At 67.4% G+C, this 17,935-nt stretch carries 17 protein-coding genes; 8 read left to right on the top strand and 9 right to left on the bottom strand.

Features of this window, described 5'->3' with window-relative positions:
- Positions 1-48: 48 nt before the first annotated feature.
- Complete coding sequence (locus C7C57_RS00700) at positions 49-1,071, bottom strand: alcohol dehydrogenase catalytic domain-containing protein (RefSeq protein WP_187977220.1); 1,023 nt, start codon at positions 1,069-1,071, stop codon at positions 49-51.
- Positions 1,072-1,193: 122 nt separating this feature from the next.
- On the opposite strand from C7C57_RS00700, the gene C7C57_RS00695 reads away from it, so the two are divergent.
- A complete protein-coding gene (locus C7C57_RS00695) occupies positions 1,194-1,757 on the top strand; it encodes an ABATE domain-containing protein (protein WP_187977219.1) in 564 nt (187 codons plus the stop codon).
- A gap of 47 nt (positions 1,758-1,804) precedes the next feature.
- Here the strand turns inward: C7C57_RS00695 and C7C57_RS00690 are convergent, their stop codons facing one another.
- Positions 1,805-2,548 (bottom strand): SDR family NAD(P)-dependent oxidoreductase, encoded by a 744-nt coding sequence (locus tag C7C57_RS00690; RefSeq protein WP_187977218.1) that lies wholly within the window; start codon positions 2,546-2,548, stop codon positions 1,805-1,807.
- Entirely contained in the window at positions 2,545-4,011 is a 1,467-nt protein-coding gene (locus tag C7C57_RS00685) for a DHA2 family efflux MFS transporter permease subunit (RefSeq protein ID WP_187977217.1), read from the bottom strand. The genes C7C57_RS00690 and C7C57_RS00685 overlap by 4 nt, the downstream gene beginning before the upstream one ends.
- A 101-nt stretch (positions 4,012-4,112) precedes the next feature.
- On the opposite strand from C7C57_RS00685, the gene C7C57_RS00680 reads away from it, so the two are divergent.
- The gene (locus C7C57_RS00680) at positions 4,113-4,766 is read left to right on the top strand and encodes a TetR family transcriptional regulator (RefSeq protein ID WP_187977216.1); all 654 of its coding nucleotides are present in this window, start codon (positions 4,113-4,115) and stop codon (positions 4,764-4,766) included.
- Between the two features lie 118 nt (positions 4,767-4,884).
- Here the strand turns inward: C7C57_RS00680 and C7C57_RS00675 are convergent, their stop codons facing one another.
- The 3 genes from C7C57_RS00675 to C7C57_RS00665 all read right to left on the bottom strand — a co-directional run bounded on the left by C7C57_RS00675 (position 4,885) and on the right by C7C57_RS00665 (position 8,056).
- On the bottom strand, positions 4,885-5,958 hold the full coding sequence (locus C7C57_RS00675) for a low specificity L-threonine aldolase (RefSeq protein WP_187977215.1): 1,074 nt from the start codon (positions 5,956-5,958) through the stop codon (positions 4,885-4,887).
- Between the two features lie 92 nt (positions 5,959-6,050).
- Complete coding sequence (locus C7C57_RS00670; RefSeq protein WP_187977214.1) at positions 6,051-7,175, bottom strand: ABC transporter permease; 1,125 nt, start codon at positions 7,173-7,175, stop codon at positions 6,051-6,053.
- Positions 7,172-8,056 (bottom strand): ABC transporter ATP-binding protein, encoded by an 885-nt coding sequence (locus C7C57_RS00665; protein WP_187977213.1) that lies wholly within the window; start codon positions 8,054-8,056, stop codon positions 7,172-7,174. The genes C7C57_RS00670 and C7C57_RS00665 overlap by 4 nt, the downstream gene beginning before the upstream one ends.
- A 161-nt stretch (positions 8,057-8,217) precedes the next feature.
- Here C7C57_RS00665 and C7C57_RS00660 point away from each other — a divergent pair, with 161 nt between their 5' ends.
- Complete coding sequence (locus tag C7C57_RS00660) at positions 8,218-9,174, top strand: siderophore-interacting protein (RefSeq protein ID WP_187977212.1); 957 nt, start codon at positions 8,218-8,220, stop codon at positions 9,172-9,174.
- A 150-nt stretch (positions 9,175-9,324) separates the two neighbouring features.
- A complete protein-coding gene (locus tag C7C57_RS00655; RefSeq protein WP_187977211.1) occupies positions 9,325-10,881 on the top strand; it encodes a right-handed parallel beta-helix repeat-containing protein in 1,557 nt (518 codons plus the stop codon).
- Positions 10,882-11,072: 191 nt separating this feature from the next.
- Here C7C57_RS00655 and C7C57_RS00650 read toward each other — a convergent pair whose 3' ends face one another.
- Positions 11,073-12,065: a malate dehydrogenase gene (locus C7C57_RS00650; protein WP_187977210.1), complete on the bottom strand. Its 993-nt coding sequence runs from the start codon at positions 12,063-12,065 to the stop codon at positions 11,073-11,075.
- Positions 12,066-12,191: 126 nt separating this feature from the next.
- Here C7C57_RS00650 and acs point away from each other — a divergent pair, with 126 nt between their 5' ends.
- Positions 12,192-14,303, top strand: a complete 2,112-nt coding sequence (gene acs / locus C7C57_RS00645) for an acetate--CoA ligase (RefSeq protein ID WP_187977209.1) — start codon at positions 12,192-12,194, stop codon at positions 14,301-14,303.
- A 348-nt stretch (positions 14,304-14,651) separates the two neighbouring features.
- On the opposite strand, the gene C7C57_RS15720 is transcribed toward acs, so the two are convergent.
- Both C7C57_RS15720 and C7C57_RS00635 read right to left on the bottom strand, forming a co-directional pair.
- The gene (locus C7C57_RS15720; RefSeq protein WP_223144772.1) at positions 14,652-15,143 is read right to left on the bottom strand and encodes an Abi family protein; all 492 of its coding nucleotides are present in this window, start codon (positions 15,141-15,143) and stop codon (positions 14,652-14,654) included.
- 205 nt (positions 15,144-15,348) lie between these two features.
- The gene (locus tag C7C57_RS00635; RefSeq protein WP_187977208.1) at positions 15,349-15,801 is read right to left on the bottom strand and encodes a hypothetical protein; all 453 of its coding nucleotides are present in this window, start codon (positions 15,799-15,801) and stop codon (positions 15,349-15,351) included.
- Between the two features lie 238 nt (positions 15,802-16,039).
- Here C7C57_RS00635 and C7C57_RS00630 point away from each other — a divergent pair, with 238 nt between their 5' ends.
- From C7C57_RS00630 to C7C57_RS00620, 3 genes are all read left to right on the top strand, one after another.
- Positions 16,040-16,630 (top strand): nitroreductase family protein, encoded by a 591-nt coding sequence (locus C7C57_RS00630; RefSeq protein WP_030147734.1) that lies wholly within the window; start codon positions 16,040-16,042, stop codon positions 16,628-16,630.
- A gap of 7 nt (positions 16,631-16,637) precedes the next feature.
- A complete protein-coding gene (locus tag C7C57_RS00625; protein WP_156027444.1) occupies positions 16,638-16,850 on the top strand; it encodes a hypothetical protein in 213 nt (70 codons plus the stop codon).
- Positions 16,851-16,986: 136 nt separating this feature from the next.
- On the top strand, positions 16,987-17,916 hold the full coding sequence (locus tag C7C57_RS00620) for an aldo/keto reductase family oxidoreductase (RefSeq protein WP_030147733.1): 930 nt from the start codon (positions 16,987-16,989) through the stop codon (positions 17,914-17,916).
- Positions 17,917-17,935 lie beyond the last annotated feature (19 nt).

Raw genomic sequence — 17,935 nt, 5'->3', positions numbered from 1 at the left:
GCGTGTTTAGCGGCACCGCGCGTCTTGAGACGCCGCGCATGTGAGGACCTAGGGGACCAGGACCATCCGGAAGCGGGCGGCACCCGAGGACATCCGCGCATAGGCCGGAGCGGCGTCCTCCAGCGTGGCGGTCTCGATCATCGGACGCACCCCGTGCCGGGCGGCAAAAGCCAGGTTGCCCTCGTTTTCGATCGGGCTGCCGGTGAGCGAGCCGCGCACCCGAATGCCGCGCATCACCAGGTCCGTGGTGGAGACGGATACCGGGTCCGAGGAGGCCCCGACAACCATCAGCGTGCCGTTGGTGGCGATCCCGGCGATCAGCGCCGAGGAGGAGGCCCCGGATGCCGCGGTGGCGACCACCAGGTCGGCCCCGCCGAGCGCGGTGAGCTCGGCGACGGCGGCGGCCGGATCCTGCGCGTCCACATAGTGGTCGGCACCCAGCTCGCGGGCGAAGTCGGCCTTCTCGGTGCCGCGGGCGATCGCAATCGTGCGCATCCCCAGGTGGTGGGCGTACTGCACGCCGAGGTGACCGAGACCGCCGATCCCCTGAATCGCCACGGTGGACCCGGGGAGCACATCCGCCTTGAGGATCGCGTTATAGGTGGTGATGCCCGCGCACAGCAGCGGCGCGGCCACGTCGGAGGCGAGGGTCTCGGGGATCGCGACCAGGCCGCTGGCCCGGGCGATCATCACCTCGGCGTAACCGCCGTCCACGGTGACGCCGGTCAGCGGCTGGTCGGCGCAGTGCACGAAGTCGCCGCGGCGGCAGGGATCGCAGGCACCGCAGTGCCCGCCGAGGAAGCCGACGCCCACCCGGTCCCCGATCCGCCAGCCGGTGACGCCCTCGCCGAGCGCGTCGATCACGCCGACCACCTCGTGTCCGGGCACCAATCCGGGTTCGGATTCGGGATGTTCGTGGACCGCCAGGCCGTCGGTGTGACAGATCCCACAGGCCTCCACGCGCAGGCGGACCTGCCCGGCGGCGGGATCGCGCAGCGGGCGATGGACGAGTTTCAGGGATCCGTCGGCGGCGACGGCGACGGCACGGTAGGTGGGGGTTTCGGCAGACACGGAGGCCCTTTCGCGAAGTTTGAATGTTATTGACTAAAGCTGTTTAACCATAACTTATTAAACTTCAACGTCAATTTGTTTCATGTAAATAAAGTTTGCCAGTAACCTGATACCCTCGTTCCATGAGCACCCCAGCGACCGACCTCGGCACCCTGATCATCGATCTGGTGGGCACGCGGGCGGGCACCCACGCCGCCGAGAGCTTCGCCGATCCCGCGTCCACCGGCGCCTGGTTCCTCCGGGCGGGCCTGATCCCCGAAAACACCCGGGTCTCCGAGGCCGAGGTCTGGACGGTGCGCGAACTCCGCGACGCGGTCACCACCATCCTGGCCTCCCACCTTCACCCGGCCAAGGACACGGATACCGGATCGGCCACCGCCGCGATCGAACGCATCGCCGCCCTGCATCCGCTCATGCCCCGACTCACCCCGGCGGGCATGGAACTCGTGGGCACCCAGACGGGAATGGCCGGTGGCATCGGCACCCTGCTGGCCCGGGTCGCCACGGTTGCCGCCAATCCGCGCGAATGGGTCCGTTTCAAGACCTGCAGCAACCACACCTGCCACTCGGGTTTCCGCGACAACTCCCGCAACGGCTCGGGTCTGTACTGCGGGCCGGGCTGCGCGGCGCAGGTCAACATGCGCGCCTATCGCAAACGCCAGGGCGGGGACGCCGCCCGGACATAAAAACGGGTGCCGCCGGGCCACGCCCCGACGACACCCGCGAACCCGCGCTAGCGGACCATCAGCCCGCCGCCGTCGATCATCAGCGTCTGCCCGGTGATGTAGCGCGAATCATCCCCGGCCAGGAACACCACGGCCGGGGCGATATCGGCCTCAACATCGCCAATCCGTCCCAGCGGCACGCTCGCCAGGGCCGCGGCCGCCTGCTCGGGATAGTTCTCGGTCCACCACCTCACGCCCTCGGTGAGCGCGTAGGGGCAGACCACGTTAACCCGGATGCCCTCGGGACCCCACTCGTTGGCCGCGACCCGGGAGACCCCGCGGATCGCCTCCTTCGCCGCCGCATACGCACCCTGGGTCGGACTCCCGGTGAGTCCGGCCCCCGAGGCGAAGTTGATGATCGATCCGCCGGATTCCGCGAGCAGATCGTGGCAGACCATCATCAGGCGCTGGGTGGGGGTGAAACTCGGCCCGAACGCCTGCGCCCAGATCTCCGGGGTGGTGTCCAGCAGCGGTGCCGGGGTCGAGCGGTTGGCATTATTCACCAGCACGTCCAGCCGCCCGAAGGCGATCAGCGCGGCCTCACGAATGGCCTCGGCCGCGCCCGCGGTGGATAGGTCTCGATGGTGGAACACCGCGCGCTCGCCCAGCTCGGCCTCGAGCGCGAGCCCGGCCTCACGGTTGGTGTCCACAAACAGGACCCGTGCGCCCTCGCGCACAAATACCCGTGTCAGTCCGCGGCCGATCCCGCCCGCGCCGCCGGTAATAATGGCGACCTTGCCGTCTAGTTTCACTGTGCTTCCTCCTTGTGTGGGTTGCGAATAAACAGCGCCAGCACGATGGCCAGGAGCGACAGGATCGCGCCCCCGGTAAACGCCGCGTGCGCTCCCGCGGCACCGGCCAGGAGCGGGTTCTCGCCCGAGGTCAGGTGACGCGTGGTCTCATTGGTCATCAGCGTGATGAACAGGGCCGTTCCGGTGGCCCCGGCCACCTGCTGCAGGGTGTTGACGGTCGCGCTGCCGTGGGCGTAAAGCGAGGGACGCAGACTTCCCAGCGCCGAGGAAAGCAGGGGGGTCAGGGTGAAGCCGAGCCCGGCATTGAGCAGCATCAGCAGCAGGACGATGTGCCAGGACTCGGTGCCCGCCCCCACGGTCCCCGAGAACAGCCAGAGCGCGAGCGACGACACGACGGTGCCAAACAGCACGATCCAACGCGGCCCGAAACGGTCGGAGAGGGCACCGGAAACCGGGGCGAAGATCCCCATGATCAGCCCGCCGGGCAGCATCATCAGTCCGGTTTGCAGCGCGGTCAGGCCGAGCACGTTCTGCACAAAGAGCGGCAGTACGATCAACGCGCCAAACAGGGCCAGCATGCTAAAGAACACCAGAATCACGGCGATGGTGAACGAGCGGTTGGTGAACGTGCGCAGATCCAGCAGTGCCGAGTCGGTGCGCTGGAGCACCAGCTGACGCCAGATGAACAGTCCGAGCGAGATCACGCCCACGCCGAGCGGGACCAGCGGCGAGACGCCCGCGTGCCCGGTCGCCTCCTCGCCCAGGCTGCTGATGCCGTAGATCAGGCCCGCGAAACCCAGCGCCGAGAGCACGGTGGAGAGGATGTCGAGGCTCGCCGGGCGACGCTCGGTGAGGTTGCGCATTGTGAAGATCGCGGCGATCAGGGTCGCGGCGGCCACCGGGAACACAAACCAGAACATCCAGCGCCAGCTGAGGTTGTTGAGGATCAGGCCGGAGACGGTGGGGCCAATCGCCGGAGCGGCGGCCATCACGATGGCGATACCGCCCATCGTGCGGCCGCGCTTTTCGGCCGACACCACGTTCAGGATCGTGGTGCTGAGCAGCGGCGTCATGATCGCGGTGCCCACGGCCTGCAGGACGCGGGCCATCAGCAGCACCGCGAAACTCGGGGCCAGGGCTGCAAGCAGGGTTCCCGCGGTGAAGACGGCGATAGCGGTGATCGCGAGTCCGCGCAGCGGGAAGCGGTTGAGCAGGAAGCCGCTGGTCGGGATCACCACGGCCATGGTCAGCATGAAGCCGGTGGCGAGCCACTGGGCGGTTCCCGCATCGATCGCGAAGTCACGCATGAGGTGCGGCAGGGCCACCCCCATGATCGTCTCGTTGAGGATCATCACGAATGCGGCGATGAGCAGCAGCGCGATGATCGGACGCGGATTGGTCGCGCGAGCGGCCGAGGATGGTGGGGTGGGCTGCGCGATCTGGGCGCGCGGGGTTGCGGTCATGGGGAGTCCTTCGGTGTTGGTGGGTTAACCGTGTCACACTGTGCCATGTTGACGCAAGACGCCAATACGCTGCGCTAAGCTAATTCCAAGCAAGGAGCATCGTGACCACACTCTTCCCCACCCCGGACTCCCCCGGCCTCGACCTGCGCGAGCGCCGCAGGCTAGAAACCAGCGCCGTGATCGGCGACGCGGCCCTCACCCTGTTTGAGACTCGGGGCGTGGAGCACACGACCGTGGCCGATATCGCCGCGGCCGCCGGAATCTCGGTGCGCACCTTCTTCCGCTACTTCCCATCCAAGGAGGCGGCCGCGGTGGATGGACAGCCGGTGTTTGGCCCCATCATGCGCGACCTGCTGGCCACCCTGACCCCCGAAAAACCGCTGCTTCCCCAGATCGAATCGGCCCTACATGCGGTACTGATTGAGCTCGAACGCTACGACGGGGCCGTGCGAAACCAGCTCATCCGCGTCCGTACCCTGATGCTCGAGAATGCGAGTCTGCGCGCCGCCTCGCTGCGCTATGAGGACGAAAACGACCACGTGTTTGCCCGCGAAATCGCCGCCCGCTACCCGCTACCCGGCGGGGAAAACGAGGCATGGATCGCCGTCCACCTGGCCACCTTCACCCTACGCACGGCGTTTGATGGCTGGGTTCAGCAGCCCGAGGACGCCACCCGCGAAACCCTCGCCGACGCCCACACTCGCCTGATCAGCGCCCGCAACGCCCTGGTCACGGGAGAACGAACAGACGCCTAAACGTCGTAACGATTCGCGGGTCCGTTCCGGCCAAAACATCCGCCGCCGAAACCACAAAATCCCCACACGCGGTGGGGATTTTGTATGAAGGAGGGATCCTGAGAAACCTGAGTCGCCGCTATCGGGCGGGCAGCGCCTCGGCGATCGCCGCGATGAACGCGTCCACATCGGCCTCGGTGGTGTCGAAGGCGGTCATCCAGCGCACCTGCTCGAGGGAGGCGTCCCAGTCGTAGAAGCGGAAGGACTCGCGCACCTTTTCGGCGGCCGCCGCGGGCAGGGAGGCGAAGATGCCGTTGACCTGGGTGTCCTGGGCGAACGACAGCCCGGTGATTTCACCGGCGGCAATCTTCGCCTCCAGACCCGCGCGCAGGCGCGCGGCCATCGCGTTCGCGTGGGCGGCACCGCGCAGCCACAGGTCGCCCTCAAGCAGTGCGATCAGCTGGGCCGAGACGAAGCGCAGCTTCGAGGCGAGCTGCATGTTCATCTTGCGCAGGTAGTCCACGCCCTGGGCGCGTTCGGGATTCAGAACCACCACGGCCTCCCCGAAGACCAGGCCGTTCTTGGTGCCACCGAAGGACACCACGTCGACCCCGGCGTCCGTGGTGAACGCGCGCAGCGGCAGGTTCAGCGCGGCAGCGGCGTTGGCAATCCGGGCGCCGTCGAGGTGCAGCGCGAGGCCCTGGGAATGGGCATACTCGGCGATCCCGGCGATTTCCTCGGGCGTGTACAGCGTCCCGAACTCGGTGGACTGGGTGATCGACACCGCATGCGGCTCGGCCCGGTGTACGTCCCCGAACCCGTAGGCCTCGGTGGCGATCAGCTCGGGGGTCAGCTTGCCGTCCGGGGTCGCCACCGGCAGCAGCTTAAGTCCGCCGACCCGCTCGGGAGCACCACACTCATCGGTGTTGATGTGGGCGGAGGCCGCGGTGATCACGGCACCCCACCGCGGCACCACCGACTGCAGGCTGAGCACGTTGGCGCCGGTCCCGTTGAACACCGGGAACACCTGCGCCCGCTCGCCAAAGTGCCCACGCATCACCTCGCCGAGGCGAGCCGTATACACGTCGTCACCGTAGGCCGACTGGTGTCCACCGTTGGCGGTGGCCATCGCCTCAAGCACCTCGGGGTGGGCTCCGGCGTAGTTGTCGGAGGCAAAGTGACGGACGGAGGCATCGTGCAGTGGGGAGGTCATACCCTCTATGCAATCACGAATTTTGCCGGGCTCGCCACGGGAAGACAAAAGCGGCGGTGTTCCAAAGAACACCGCCGCTTTTGTGCCCGGGTCTAGCCGCGCAGCGCCTCGCTGAGCTTGAGCTTGCCACCGGTGTGCAGCAGCGATCCGCGGTAGATGCGCGCGGCCAGCAGGATCACCAGGATCACCGACACCAGCAGGATCGCCAGCGCCACCAGCGGCTCCCACCACTGCGCGTCACCGAAGAACAGGCGCACGGGCATCCCCACCGGGGCGGAGAAGGGCACGTAGCTGAGCACGGTCATGACCACCGGATTGTCGTTGAAGAAGGCGACCCCGAAGTAGGGAATCATCACCAGCATGGTCACCGGGGTGATCGCCGAGCCCACATCCTCCTGGCGTGACACCAGCGAGGCGAGGCCCGCAAACAGCGCCGCCAACAGCACAAATCCGAAGATGAAGAACACCACAAACCAGATGATCGGCGCACCGACTCCGGCCAGCAGCGCGTCCTGACCGGTGGCCGAGAGACCGACGATCGCGACCGCCGCGATCGCCGCTACCTGAGCAAAGGCCAGCAGCGAGTTCCCCAGCACCTTACCCGCGAGCAGCACGCGCACCGAGATCGTGGACATCAGGATCTCGACGATCCGGGTCGACTTTTCCTCCACCACCGACTGGGCGATCACGCTGCCGAAGGTCACTGCCGACATCATGAAGATCAACCCGAACGCCAGCGCCATGAAGAAACGCAGCGGTCCGGTCACGCCATCGCCACCCAGCAGCTCAACCTGCGGACGCAGGGTCAGCGCACTGGTCAGCGCATCGGGTGCCTTTTCCTGGGCGATGATGGTGACCCCGGTGGGGTTTTTCTGGGTTGGCTGCTCGGCGATCACCGCCGCATCCACCTTGCCCTCACGCACCAGCGCGCGGGCATCCTCGTTGCTGGCAACGCTTTCCACCTCGAAGGTTTTGGTGTCCAGGATCGCGGCCACCGGACCGGCCGCGGCCACCCGGGTCTTCTCATCCCCGGAGAACCCGCCGCCCGCGGCAAACCCGCTGAGCAGCACCCCGACCAGCACCAGCACGATCAGCGAGGCGGAGGAGAACAGGAACGCCTTGCTGCGCAGGCGCTGGGTCATCTCCCGCTCGGCGACCAGCCAGGTGGTGGACAGGACCGAGGGGGCGGCGGGGGTTACTGGGCGTGTGGTACTCACTGGACTACCTCCCGATAGATCTGGGCGAGCGAGGGACGAACGGGGGTGAACGCGTGCACCGGGCCGCGTTCGAGGGCACCGCGCAGCACCAGCTGCGCGCGCTCGGCTGTGTCGGCGTCGAATTCGACGTGGCCGCCATCAAAGCTCAGGACCGAGATTCCGGGGACCTCACGCACCCAGCCACCGTCCGCTTCACCCTCCAGGCTGAAACGGTTACCGCGGTGGGCGTCACGCAGACTCTGGGCCGAGCCGACCGCGCGGACCTGGCCACCGGAGATGATCACGATGTCATCGCAGAGACGCTCAACGATGTCGAGCTGGTGGCTGGAGAACAGCACCGGAACCCCGGCGTTTGCGCGCTCCTTGAGCACCGCCAGTACGACGTCCACCGCGAGCGGGTCGAGGCCCGAGAAGGGCTCATCCAGTACGAGGGCCAGCGGATCATGCACCAGCGCGGCGGCGATCTGCGCGCGCTGCTGGTTTCCCAGCGACAGGCTCTCGATGGTGTCGCCCCCGCGCTCGCCCAGCCCCAGCTGGTCGAGCAGGCGCTCGGTGTTGCGCTTAGCGGTCTCGGCACCGAGACCGTGCAGGCGCGCGAAGTAGGTGATCTGCTCGGCCACCTTCATCTTGGGGTAGAGCCCGCGCTCCTCGGGCATGTACCCGATTCGGCGGCGATCCTGCTCCGAGAGCGGGGACCCATCCAGCAGCACCTCGCCGCTATCGGCCTCCAGCACGCCGAGCAGGATGCGCATCGTGGTGGTTTTGCCGGCACCGTTGCCGCCCACAAAACCGGTCATCCGGCCGGGCTCGATGGTGAAGCTCATGTTTGTGAGCACCTGACGGGTGGCAAAGGATTTATTGATGCCGCGTATCTCCAGCATGGGCCCTCCAATCGTGTTGTCACCCCAGGCTATTCGGGCGATACCGTGCGGGTCGTCCCTCACCCGGCGGATTTTCCCCCTCCACCGAATGGCGGATACGCGGCATAAAACGGCCGGAACGGAGGATTGGGTTTCCCCGGAGTTTCGCCTAGAGTTAGGTAATGCTCAGCTTAGGAGAACCGCAGGTTTTGGTCCGTACCGATCGCCCCGGCTACCACCCCTGGCCCGCCAAAGTTTCGGCGGTGACCGAGCTCTCACCGCACTTCACCCGGGTCACCTTCCGGCACGAGGAGCTGCAATTCTTCGGGACCGACCTGCTGGATCAGCGCATCAAGATCCTCTTCCCGCTGCCCGGACAGCCCCTGTTTACGCTGCCGAACCTCGACGGAAACGCCTGGTGGGAGTTCTGGCGCGACCTCCCCGAGGAGGAGCGTGCACCGTTCCGCACCTACACCGTGCGCGACGTACGACCGGCACTCGGCGAGGTCGATGTGGACTTCGTGGTGCACTCGGTTCCCAAGGGCTCCGAGGTGGGCCCGGCCGGAACGTGGCTGCTGACCGCGCGGCCCGGCGACGAGGTGTACCTGGTGGGGCCGGATGCGCGCAGCCTGGAATCCGCCATCGGCATCGACTGGCACCCGGGGGATGCCACCCGTTTCCTCCTGGCGGGGGACGAGACTGCGCTGCCCGCGATTGCCGGGATCCTGCGCGACCTTCCCGCCGACGCGGTGGGTGACGCGCTGATCGAGGTTCCCACCGCCGCGGATGCCCTCGAACTGGAGCATCCGGCGGGCGTCACCGTGACGCTAATCGCACGCGAGGGTGCCGAGCACGGCGCGGGCCTGATCCGGACGATGGATGAGTGGATCGCCGGACACGGCGAGCTGATCGAGGCCGCCCGGGCTCCCCGCGCGCAGAAGCTCGCCGACGTGGACGTCGACACCGACATCCTCTGGGAGACCCCCACCGATGAGGACTCGGGCGAGTTCTATGCGTGGCTGGCCGGCGAATCGGGCGTGATTAAGCAGCTGCGTCGCACCCTGGTCACCACCCAGGGAGTGGATCGTCGACGGGTCGCCTTCATGGGATACTGGCGGATCGGTAAGGCCGAGAACTAGGCCCGTTACGCCGCGGAAACACGGTGTTTACCCGCCCGTCACCGAATGCTACGAGGCGTATTGACACGGTGAAGTATTGGGAGTATTCATTGGGGGTAGGAGCGCCGGGACGGGAATACCCGGGGCTCTTCCCCCAACGAACGGATAACCATGACCTCCCCCGTTATTCGGCGGCCCCTGCGCGCATTTGCGCCGGCCGCCACCCTGGGTGCCGCGGCGCTGCTGATCGCGGCACCGCTCACCGCCCAGGCACTCCCCTCCGACACCATCACCGTGGCCGCGGGTGATTCGATCCAGGCGGCGCTGAACGCCGCCCCGGCCGGAGCCACGCTCCAGCTGGCCGCGGGCACGTTCCGCGAGGATCTGCGCATCAGCAAGCCGGTGACCATCGAGGGTGCCGCCGGCCGCGGCACCGAGATCCGCTCGGCCGGGTCCACGAAGACCATCGATCTGACCAACGTGAGCGATGTTGCCCTCAAGCACCTCTCGATCACCGGTGCCGACTCGGATGCCGCGCGCCCCAACGCCACCGGCATCGACGCCAACGGTGCCCGCGGGCTGATCCTCGAGGACATCGGGGTGCGCGAGTTCGGCAAGAACGGGATCGCGATCACCAACCGCTACACCCCGACCAGCCCGGTCATCTCCGGTGACATCACGATCAGCAACGTCCAGGCACAGCACAACGGCTGGGCCGGCATCGCGTTCTATACCAAGAGCTCGCAGAACACCACCGACAACATCGATAACGTGAGCTTCGTGGGCGCGGCCAACGCCTTCACCGACAACGCCTACAACGTGCAGTTCGGCGACTCCGGCAACACCGCCAAGGTGACCGGTGCCCAGGGCGGCCCGGTTGCTCTCGGCAGCATCACCGTGGGCACCGCGCCCGCACCGGTATCGGACAAGGCGGGCATCCTGGTGCTCGACACCTCGGCCGTCACCGTGGCCGCCGACGCCACCCTGGCGCTCGCCCAGCCGCGGGCGATCGTCGCCGCGGACCTGCTGCCGGGTGTCACGGTTGAGGCACCGGTCACCACGCCGGAGCCCACCCCGACCCCCACGGTCGAGCCGACCGTGGAGCCCACCCCGGAGCCCACGCCGACCCCGACCGTCGAGCCCACGGTGCAGCCGACCCCGACTCCCACGCCCAGCACCCAGCCGAGCCAGACGCCCGCCCCCACCGAGACCCCGGCCGCTCCGGCACCGGCCCCGGCGGGCAACACCAACGCGCTGCTGAACCTGGTCAAGGACCTGGGACTGAACGTCGCCGCCACCACCGCCTCGGTGCAGGCAGCCCCGGGCGTCGACCTGACCAAGCTCAACCCGGCCGCGCCCTTCACCGCAACCCTGCCGTGGAGCGCAAACGACGCGTTTGTGGATGTCTACGCGTACTCGACCCCGACCCTGCTCGGTAGCTTCCCGGTTGTGGACGGCGCCGTCGTGGTCGCCGGGGCCGACCTCTCCAAGCTGCCCGCGGGTGAGCACCACATCGTCTTCCAGGGCCAGACCTCGAAGTCGGTGGCCGTGATCGCCGTGGCCGTCACCGCGGCCCACCCGGTCGCCGCCGGTACCCCGGCGGCCCTGGCCTCCACCGGTGCCGATGGCGTGCTGGGCCTCGGCGTTGCCGGCGGCATCCTGCTGCTGATCGGTGCCGCGGCACTCGGTCTGGTGCGTCGTCGTCGCTCGCAGGCGGACGCAGCCTAGCCACACCCTGCACACACGCGGCGGCGGCCGGGAGGAAACCCTCCCGGCCGCCGCCGTGTTTTCGATGTCCCGGGCAGCCCCGGTCGCGATCCGCGCGGACGCGTTTTTGGTGTCCCCGGGGAACTTTGGTGGCAGGCTCCGGAAGCGATCCGCGTGGCCGTCTTTCTCGGCGCGCGCCGGATCGGGACGGCCTATTCCGGCAGCAGCCCGAGCGCCGCCACCGCATCGCGCTCGGCGATCAGCTCGGCCACCGAGGCGTCAATCTTGGCCCGCGAGAACTCATCGATGTCGATGTCCGGGACGATCGCCCAGCGTCCCTCGATGGACTGGGCCGGGAATGAGGAGATCAACCCGGCCGGGACCCCATAGGATCCGTCGGACACCAGGGCCACGCTGGTCCAGGCATCCCCGGGGGTGCCGAGCACCCAGTCCCGCATGTGATCGATCGCCGCGGATGCCGCGGAGGCGGCCGAGGAAGAGCCACGCGCGGCGATGATTTCGGCCCCACGCTTGGCCACCCGGTCGATATACGCGCCGCGCGCCCAGTCCACATCCACCGCGGCGAGCGCGGCCACCTCGCCGATACTGGCCTGGCTGAGGTCGGGATACTGGGTGGGCGAGTGGTTTCCCCAGACGGTGATCCCGGTGACCTCGGTGACCGGGACGCCGGCCTCGGCGGCGAGGATCCCCACCGCCCGGTTGTGGTCCAGCCGGGTAAGCGCGGTGAAGCGTTCGGCGGGCAGATCGGGGGCGTTGCGCTGGGCGATCAGCGCGTTGGTGTTGGCCGGGTTGCCCACCACGATGACCCGCACGTCCGCGGCGGCGTGATCGTTAATCGCCCGACCCTGCGGACCGAAGATACCCGCGTTGGCCTCCAGCAGGTCGGCGCGTTCCATGCCGGCGGTGCGCGGACGCGCGCCCACCAGGAACACGATGTTGGCGTCGGCGAACGCCTCGGCGGCATCGGTGTGAACGCTGACCCGATCCAGCAGCGGGAAGGCCCCGTCGATCAGTTCCAGCTTCGTCCCCGCGGCGGCGGCTTCGCCGGCGGGGATCTCCAGCAGGCGCAGTCGGACCGGGGTATCCGGGCCGAGCAGATCGCCCGCGGCGAGACGGAAGAGAAGCGCGTAGCCGATGTTTCCGCCCGCGCCGCTCACGGCAATGGTGACCGGTTGTGTACTCATACCGCCGAGTCTAAGCCGGGGAGGCGGCTCCTGTCCCGCATCCTTACACATTCCGTACGCCCACCCGCATTACGGCCGGTTACGCGCAGATCCGCACACATCCGGCGCGGTGCCTACCCTAAAGACATGTCCTCCTTGCCCACGGTCCCCGCCGTTCTGTCCTCCCTCGAGCCCGCCCTGGCTGCGGGCACCGAGCCCGTGAGCGCTCCCGCCGGTCCGGTACTGTCGGCCACCGAACCCGCGCTGGCGGCCCTGCTGGCCGAGACCCGCGCCTTCCCGGCCCCCGCACACCTCGCCGCCTCGGCGAATGTGGACGCGAGCTGGTTCGAGCGGGCAGATGCCGATCCCGATGCGTTCTGGGCCGAGCAGGCGGCGCGCCTGGACTGGGCACGGCCCTGGGACACCGTGCACACCTGGAAGCCCGCAACCGTGCAGGAGGACGGGACCCTCTCGGTGCCGGAGACCACCTGGTTTGCCGGGGGCACGCTGAACGTCGCGGTGAACTGTGTGGACCGCCATGTGGCCGCCGGCCGCGGCGAGAAGATCGCACTGTACTTTGAGGGTGAACCCGGAGATCGCCGCGCGATCAGCTATGCCGAGCTACAGCGCGAGGTTTCCCGCGCGGCCAACGCGCTAACCGACCTGGGTATCGGACGGGGCGACCGCGTGGTCATCTATCTGCCGGTCATCCCGGAAACCATCATCGCGACCCTGGCCGTGGCGCGCATCGGCGCGATCCACTCGCTGGTGTTTGGCGGCTTCAGTGCCGAGGCGCTGCGCTTCCGGGTCGAGGACACCCGGGCCAAGCTGCTGATCACCACCGATGGGCAGTACCGTCGCGGCACCGCGGTCCCGGTCAAGGCCAACGCGGATGCCGCGGTCGAGGGCGTGGACAGCATCGAGCACGTCCTCGTGGTCCGCCGCACCGGTTCGGACATCGACTGGACCGAGGGCCGCGATGTCTGGTGGCACGAGAGCGTGGACCGGGCCGCCGACACCCACGAGCCCGAGTTCTTCGACGCCGAGAACCCGCTGTTCATCATCTATACCTCGGGCACCACCGGCAAGCCCAAGGGCCTGGTCCACACCTCGGGCGGGTACCTGACCCAGGCGTCCTTCACCCACTGGGCGGTGTTTGATGCGAAGGACAGCGACGTGCACTGGTGCACCGCCGACCTCGCCTGGGTCACCGCACACACGTACGAGATCTACGGCCCGCTCTCCAATGGGCTGAGCCAGGTCATCTACGAGGGCACCCCGAACACCCCGCATCCCGCGCGGCACCTGGAGATCATCGAGCGCTACGGCGTCACGACCTACTACACCGCGCCCACGCTGATTCGCACCCTCGCCAGCTGGTTCCCCGAGGGTCTGCCGGACACCTACGACCTCTCCAGCCTGCGTCTGCTCGGCACCGTGGGCGAGGCGATCAACCCCGAGGCCTGGGTGTGGTTCCGCCACAACTTCGGCCGGGATGAGCTGCCGATTATCGACACCTGGTGGCAGTCCGAAACCGGGTCCGCGGTGCTCGCCCCGCTGCCCGGCGTAAGCACCCTCAAGCCCGGATCGGCGACCCGCGCGCTGCCCGGACTCAGCGCGATCATCGTGGATGAGCACGGCGAGCGCGTGCCCTTTGGCTCGGGCGGATACCTGGTGGTGGACCGTCCCGGCCCCTCGCTGGCCCGCACCGTCTGGGGCAACCCCGAACGCTACCGCGACGCCTACTGGGAGCGCTTCGCCGACCGCGGCTACTTCTTCTCCGGCGACGGGGCCAAGTGGGATGAGGATGGCGACATCTGGGTCCTGGGCCGCGTGGACGATGTGATCAACGTGTCCGGGCACCGCCTGTCCACGATCGAGATCGAGAGTGCCCTGGTTTCCCACCCGCACGTGGCCGAGGCCGGGGTGGTGGGCATCGCCGATCCGGTGACAGGGCAGGCCATTGCCGCGTTCATCATCCCGTCCCATGATCGTCCGGCCGAAGAGGATCCCGCCGCCTGGGCGGCCAAGTCGGCCGCGGTAACCCGGGAGCTGCAGGAGCACATCCGCGCGCAGATCGGCGCGGTGGCCAAGCCGCGCGAGATCGTCCTGGTCCCCGACCTGCCCAAGACCCGCTCGGGCAAGATCATGCGCCGCCTCCTGGTGGACATCGCCGACGCCCGCCCGCTCGGCGACGTCACCAGCCTCCAGGACGACACGGTCCCCGCCCGCATCGCGGCAATCTTCGCCGCGCGCTAGTCTCACTGCGGACAACGGCTTGGTGCCGTGACCGGTTTGTCATTCGCCCACAGCCTCATCGCACGCCAGCCCTCGGGAAAACCCATTTCCCGCTCGGACCGATCGGGTAGCTGGGAGTAGGCGTGTTCGATCTCCCTGCGTACCTTTTGGGCCCAGGCGGATCCGGGAGAGGCGGTACCGATCAACTTGGCCATCAGCGTCAAGCCGCCAAATAGTTGCTCGCTTTGACCACGTGGCAGCGCATGCAGGTCCTCCACGGTTCGCAGCGCAGCCGTCGACGTCGGGATGAGGGTCCGGTTCCACATGCGGCCGTGGTGCGCTCCGATGTTGCGCAAAACCGTGAGTTGCTCAAGCCATCGGGCCAGCGGGTGATTCTTCTTCGCCCTCACTGCCTGGTTGGGTTTGAGCCGAGCGGTCAACACGAGAGCTCGCATTTTTCATCCACGTTTCATGATCAAAGCCGTCGCGAAAATATGAGCGATCCGTATGCGCATTCGGCGATGATGCGCCCAGAACGTAGCTCAGGTGGCTCCGCAGTGCGACCTCGACTCGTTCGATCCCGTCGTGTACGAGGGTGCGCAGCTTTCGGTCGAATTCATACAGGGTCTCGATCGTTGTGAAGCTGGTTCCTTCGATAAACCGCTCGGCTCGCCTCACAACACCGGAACCATCACTTTCGAGTACCCGATACGTGTGCCAGTACCCGCTCAGGCGGTAGTAGTTCACCGAGTGGAGCCACTGTTTTATGTCGTGGCTCGGCACCATCCCTCGACCGCACAGAAGTTCAATCTGTTCGTCAATGGTGAGAAACTTCTTCGGCGAAGTGGACACGAGACTCATGCTGCCAGGTTAAAGAGATCCAGCCCACACCAGCAGAAGCTGGGCGGGCTGAACGATTACCCTCAAACTAACACACAACCCGCCACCAACCACCGAAAACCGTCGAAATAGGTGGATTGCCACTCACACTCAGGTGGTCGGTTCCGCCCGTCTCATATCCGAGCAAACGGCCCCAACGAAGTAGGACATCCCGTCCCACCGCAGACTACAGTTCGCCCTCCGTCGGGCAGGTTCCCGCCTCGGCCTCGGTTGGGCAGCCGTTGCCCTCGGTGGTCATCAGCTGGTTGATGCGCTGCGGGGTCAGCCGGAGCAGGCGGGCGATGTCGGCTTGGCGCAGGCCCTGGTCGGCGAGCGCGCGGATCGTTTCGCGGCGCAGGCGGGCGGCCTCGGTCAGCGCCGCACGGCCCGCCTCCTCCTGGGCGGCGGCCGCGGCCCACAGGGCTTCGGCGTCGCCGGGGAGCTCGATCGCGGTGTCCACGATCACCCGGTCGGGTGCCACGGCCAGACACTCGCTGGCGATCTCGGCCGCGATTTCCGGGATGTCCCGCACGGTGGGCGATTGACCCGAGGTGTCGAGCTCGGGAATTTCGATCTTCCACCAGCGTCCCGAACGCCGCGCGGTGGCCCGCAGGGGGCGAGCTTCGGTTTCCGCCGACATGATTTTCCTTCCGGCTCGAAGCCTGAATGGAGGCCTCATCTCGAAATCTCTAGGGGGGATAGAGACTCTTCGTAAATCTTATGCAACTTTTTTCGTCATCCGGGGAATATCGGTCCGGGGATGTGCGGTTACAGCTACACGTGCCCCGCGGAATCGCGCCGCACGTCGCACATAATAACCATCGTTCCGCGGGTTCCATTCCCGCATGCGGCAGCTCAGACGCCCGAAAGGACCTCCCATGACCATCACCGACACCTCACGTCACGCCGAAACCTCCGCTCCGATCAACAGCGTGCTGGCACAGCGTTGGAGCCCGCGCGCCTACATCGCCGACACCACGATCGATGAGACCAAGCTCACCTCGGCCCTCGAGGCCGCCCGCTGGTCGCCGAGCGCCAACAACAGCCAGCCCTGGCGCTTCATCGTCGCCCGTCGCGGCACCGAGTCCTTCCAGAAGGTTGTCGACGCACTGGTCGGCTTCAACCAGGCCTGGGCTCACCGCGCCAGCGTCCTGCTGGTCGCCGTGGCGAACACCAAGAACGAAGAGGGTGGCGAGCAGCCCTGGGCCATCTACGACCTCGGTCAGGCAGTTGCCCACCTGAGCGTTCAGGCTCACGAAGACGGTCTGTTTGTGCACCAGATGGCGGGCTTCGACCCGGCAGCCCTGGTGTCGTCGTTCGGCCTGGAGGAGGGCCAGGTTCCCTTCACCGTTTCCGCCATTGGAGAGCTCGCCGCCCCGGAGATCCTCGAGGACGAGTTCCTGCAGTCCCGTGAGGTGGCTCCGCGCGAGCGCAAGCCCCTCACCGAGATCGTTGTTGTCAACGACTAGGTCGCCGATGACACGTCGGCGTCGATTCTGGAAGGCCTGCACGGTCGGTTTGGCCGTGCTGCGCTTCCGGATCAGTCTGCTCCACCTCGGGTTTGTCCGGCAGGGTCTTGCCGGACTCGAGGCGGACCTGGACCTGAACACTCAGCCTGCACGCACCGAGGCCGAACGTATCGATGCCCCAGCGGTGGTGGATAAACCGCTGCTCACCCCGGTGAGCTAACTCCGAAGAATTGCCACGGACACGAAGAATGGGTTCATCGTGTCCGTGGCGTTCCGCGTTAACCGCGGGAAAATTTCCCCGGAAAAAGCCTCGGCGTGTGCTGTGCGACGCGCCCGAGATGCGCTTGAATAGGGGGATGAAGATTCTCCCCCTTCCCCAGAGCAACCTCCAGGCTTCCAACATCATTCTTGGGCTCATGCGCATCGCCGAGCTGAGCGACCAGGACATCCGCACGCTGGTGGGTTCCGCGATTGACGCCGGCGTCAACGTGTTTGACCACGCCGACATCTACGGTGGCGCCCGCCACGCGTGTGAGGAGCGTTTTGGTAACGCGGTGACCTTCACCGCCGCCGAGCGCGAAAACGTCATCATCCAGTCCAAGGTGGGCATCCGCCCGGGCTACTTCGACTTCTCCCGCGAGCACATCCTCACCACCGCCCGTGAGGCGCTGGTTGCGCTGAAGACCGACTACCTCGACGTCTTCCTGCTGCACCGCCCCGACACCCTGGTCGAGCCCGAGGAGGTGGCCTCGGCCTTCGCCGAGCTGCATGAGCAGGGCCTGGTCCGGAACTTCGGTGTGTCCAACCACACTCCGGGGCAGATCGAGCTGCTGAAGAAGTACGTGGAGCAGCCGCTGATCGTCAACCAGGTGCAGCTGAGCATCACCCACGCCCCGCTGATCGCCTCGGGCATTGCCGCCAACATGGCGGGCCTGGACCAGTCGATCAGCCGCGACAACGGCCTGCTCGACTACGCCCGCCTGAACGACATCACCCTGCAGGCCTGGTCGCCGTTCCAGAAGGTGTTCTTCGACGGCGTCTTCCTGGGTGACCGCGAGGCCTTCGGCCCGCTGAACGATGTCCTGGACGAGCTGGCCGCCAAGTACGGCGTGACCCCGACCGCAATCGCCACCGCCTGGATCACCCGTCACCCGGCGAACATCCAGGTGGTTCTGGGCACCACCAACCCGGGCCGCGTGGCCGAGGCCGCCGCCGGCTCCGACCTCCCGCTGACCCGCGAGGAGTGGTACCGCCTGTTCACCGCGGCCGGTCACACCCTGCCGTAGCCACGCACGCAAACGCCCC

The sequence above is a fragment of the Mycetocola sp. JXN-3 genome (assembly GCF_014522285.1).
GTDB classification, from domain to species: domain Bacteria; phylum Actinomycetota; class Actinomycetes; order Actinomycetales; family Microbacteriaceae; genus Mycetocola; species Mycetocola saprophilus.
Note: the sequence above shows the minus strand (reverse complement) of the source record. Positions and strands in the feature narration are given on the sequence as shown.

Coding starts and splice junctions, on each gene's coding strand:
- C7C57_RS00695 (WP_187977219.1), top strand. CDS start 1,194: ATGAGCACCCCAGCGACCGACCTCGGCACCCTGATCATCGATCTGGTG.
- C7C57_RS00685 (WP_187977217.1), bottom strand. CDS start 4,011: ATGACCGCAACCCCGCGCGCCCAGATCGCGCAGCCCACCCCACCATCC.
- C7C57_RS00675 (WP_187977215.1), bottom strand. CDS start 5,958: ATGACCTCCCCACTGCACGATGCCTCCGTCCGTCACTTTGCCTCCGAC.
- C7C57_RS00665 (WP_187977213.1), bottom strand. CDS start 8,056: ATGCTGGAGATACGCGGCATCAATAAATCCTTTGCCACCCGTCAGGTG.
- C7C57_RS00660 (WP_187977212.1), top strand. CDS start 8,218: ATGCTCAGCTTAGGAGAACCGCAGGTTTTGGTCCGTACCGATCGCCCC.
- C7C57_RS00655 (WP_187977211.1), top strand. CDS start 9,325: ATGACCTCCCCCGTTATTCGGCGGCCCCTGCGCGCATTTGCGCCGGCC.
- C7C57_RS00650 (WP_187977210.1), bottom strand. CDS start 12,065: ATGAGTACACAACCGGTCACCATTGCCGTGAGCGGCGCGGGCGGAAAC.
- acs (WP_187977209.1), top strand. CDS start 12,192: ATGTCCTCCTTGCCCACGGTCCCCGCCGTTCTGTCCTCCCTCGAGCCC.
- C7C57_RS15720 (WP_223144772.1), bottom strand. CDS start 15,143: ATGAGTCTCGTGTCCACTTCGCCGAAGAAGTTTCTCACCATTGACGAA.
- C7C57_RS00635 (WP_187977208.1), bottom strand. CDS start 15,801: ATGTCGGCGGAAACCGAAGCTCGCCCCCTGCGGGCCACCGCGCGGCGT.
- C7C57_RS00630 (WP_030147734.1), top strand. CDS start 16,040: ATGACCATCACCGACACCTCACGTCACGCCGAAACCTCCGCTCCGATC.
- C7C57_RS00625 (WP_156027444.1), top strand. CDS start 16,638: ATGACACGTCGGCGTCGATTCTGGAAGGCCTGCACGGTCGGTTTGGCC.
- C7C57_RS00620 (WP_030147733.1), top strand. CDS start 16,987: ATGAAGATTCTCCCCCTTCCCCAGAGCAACCTCCAGGCTTCCAACATC.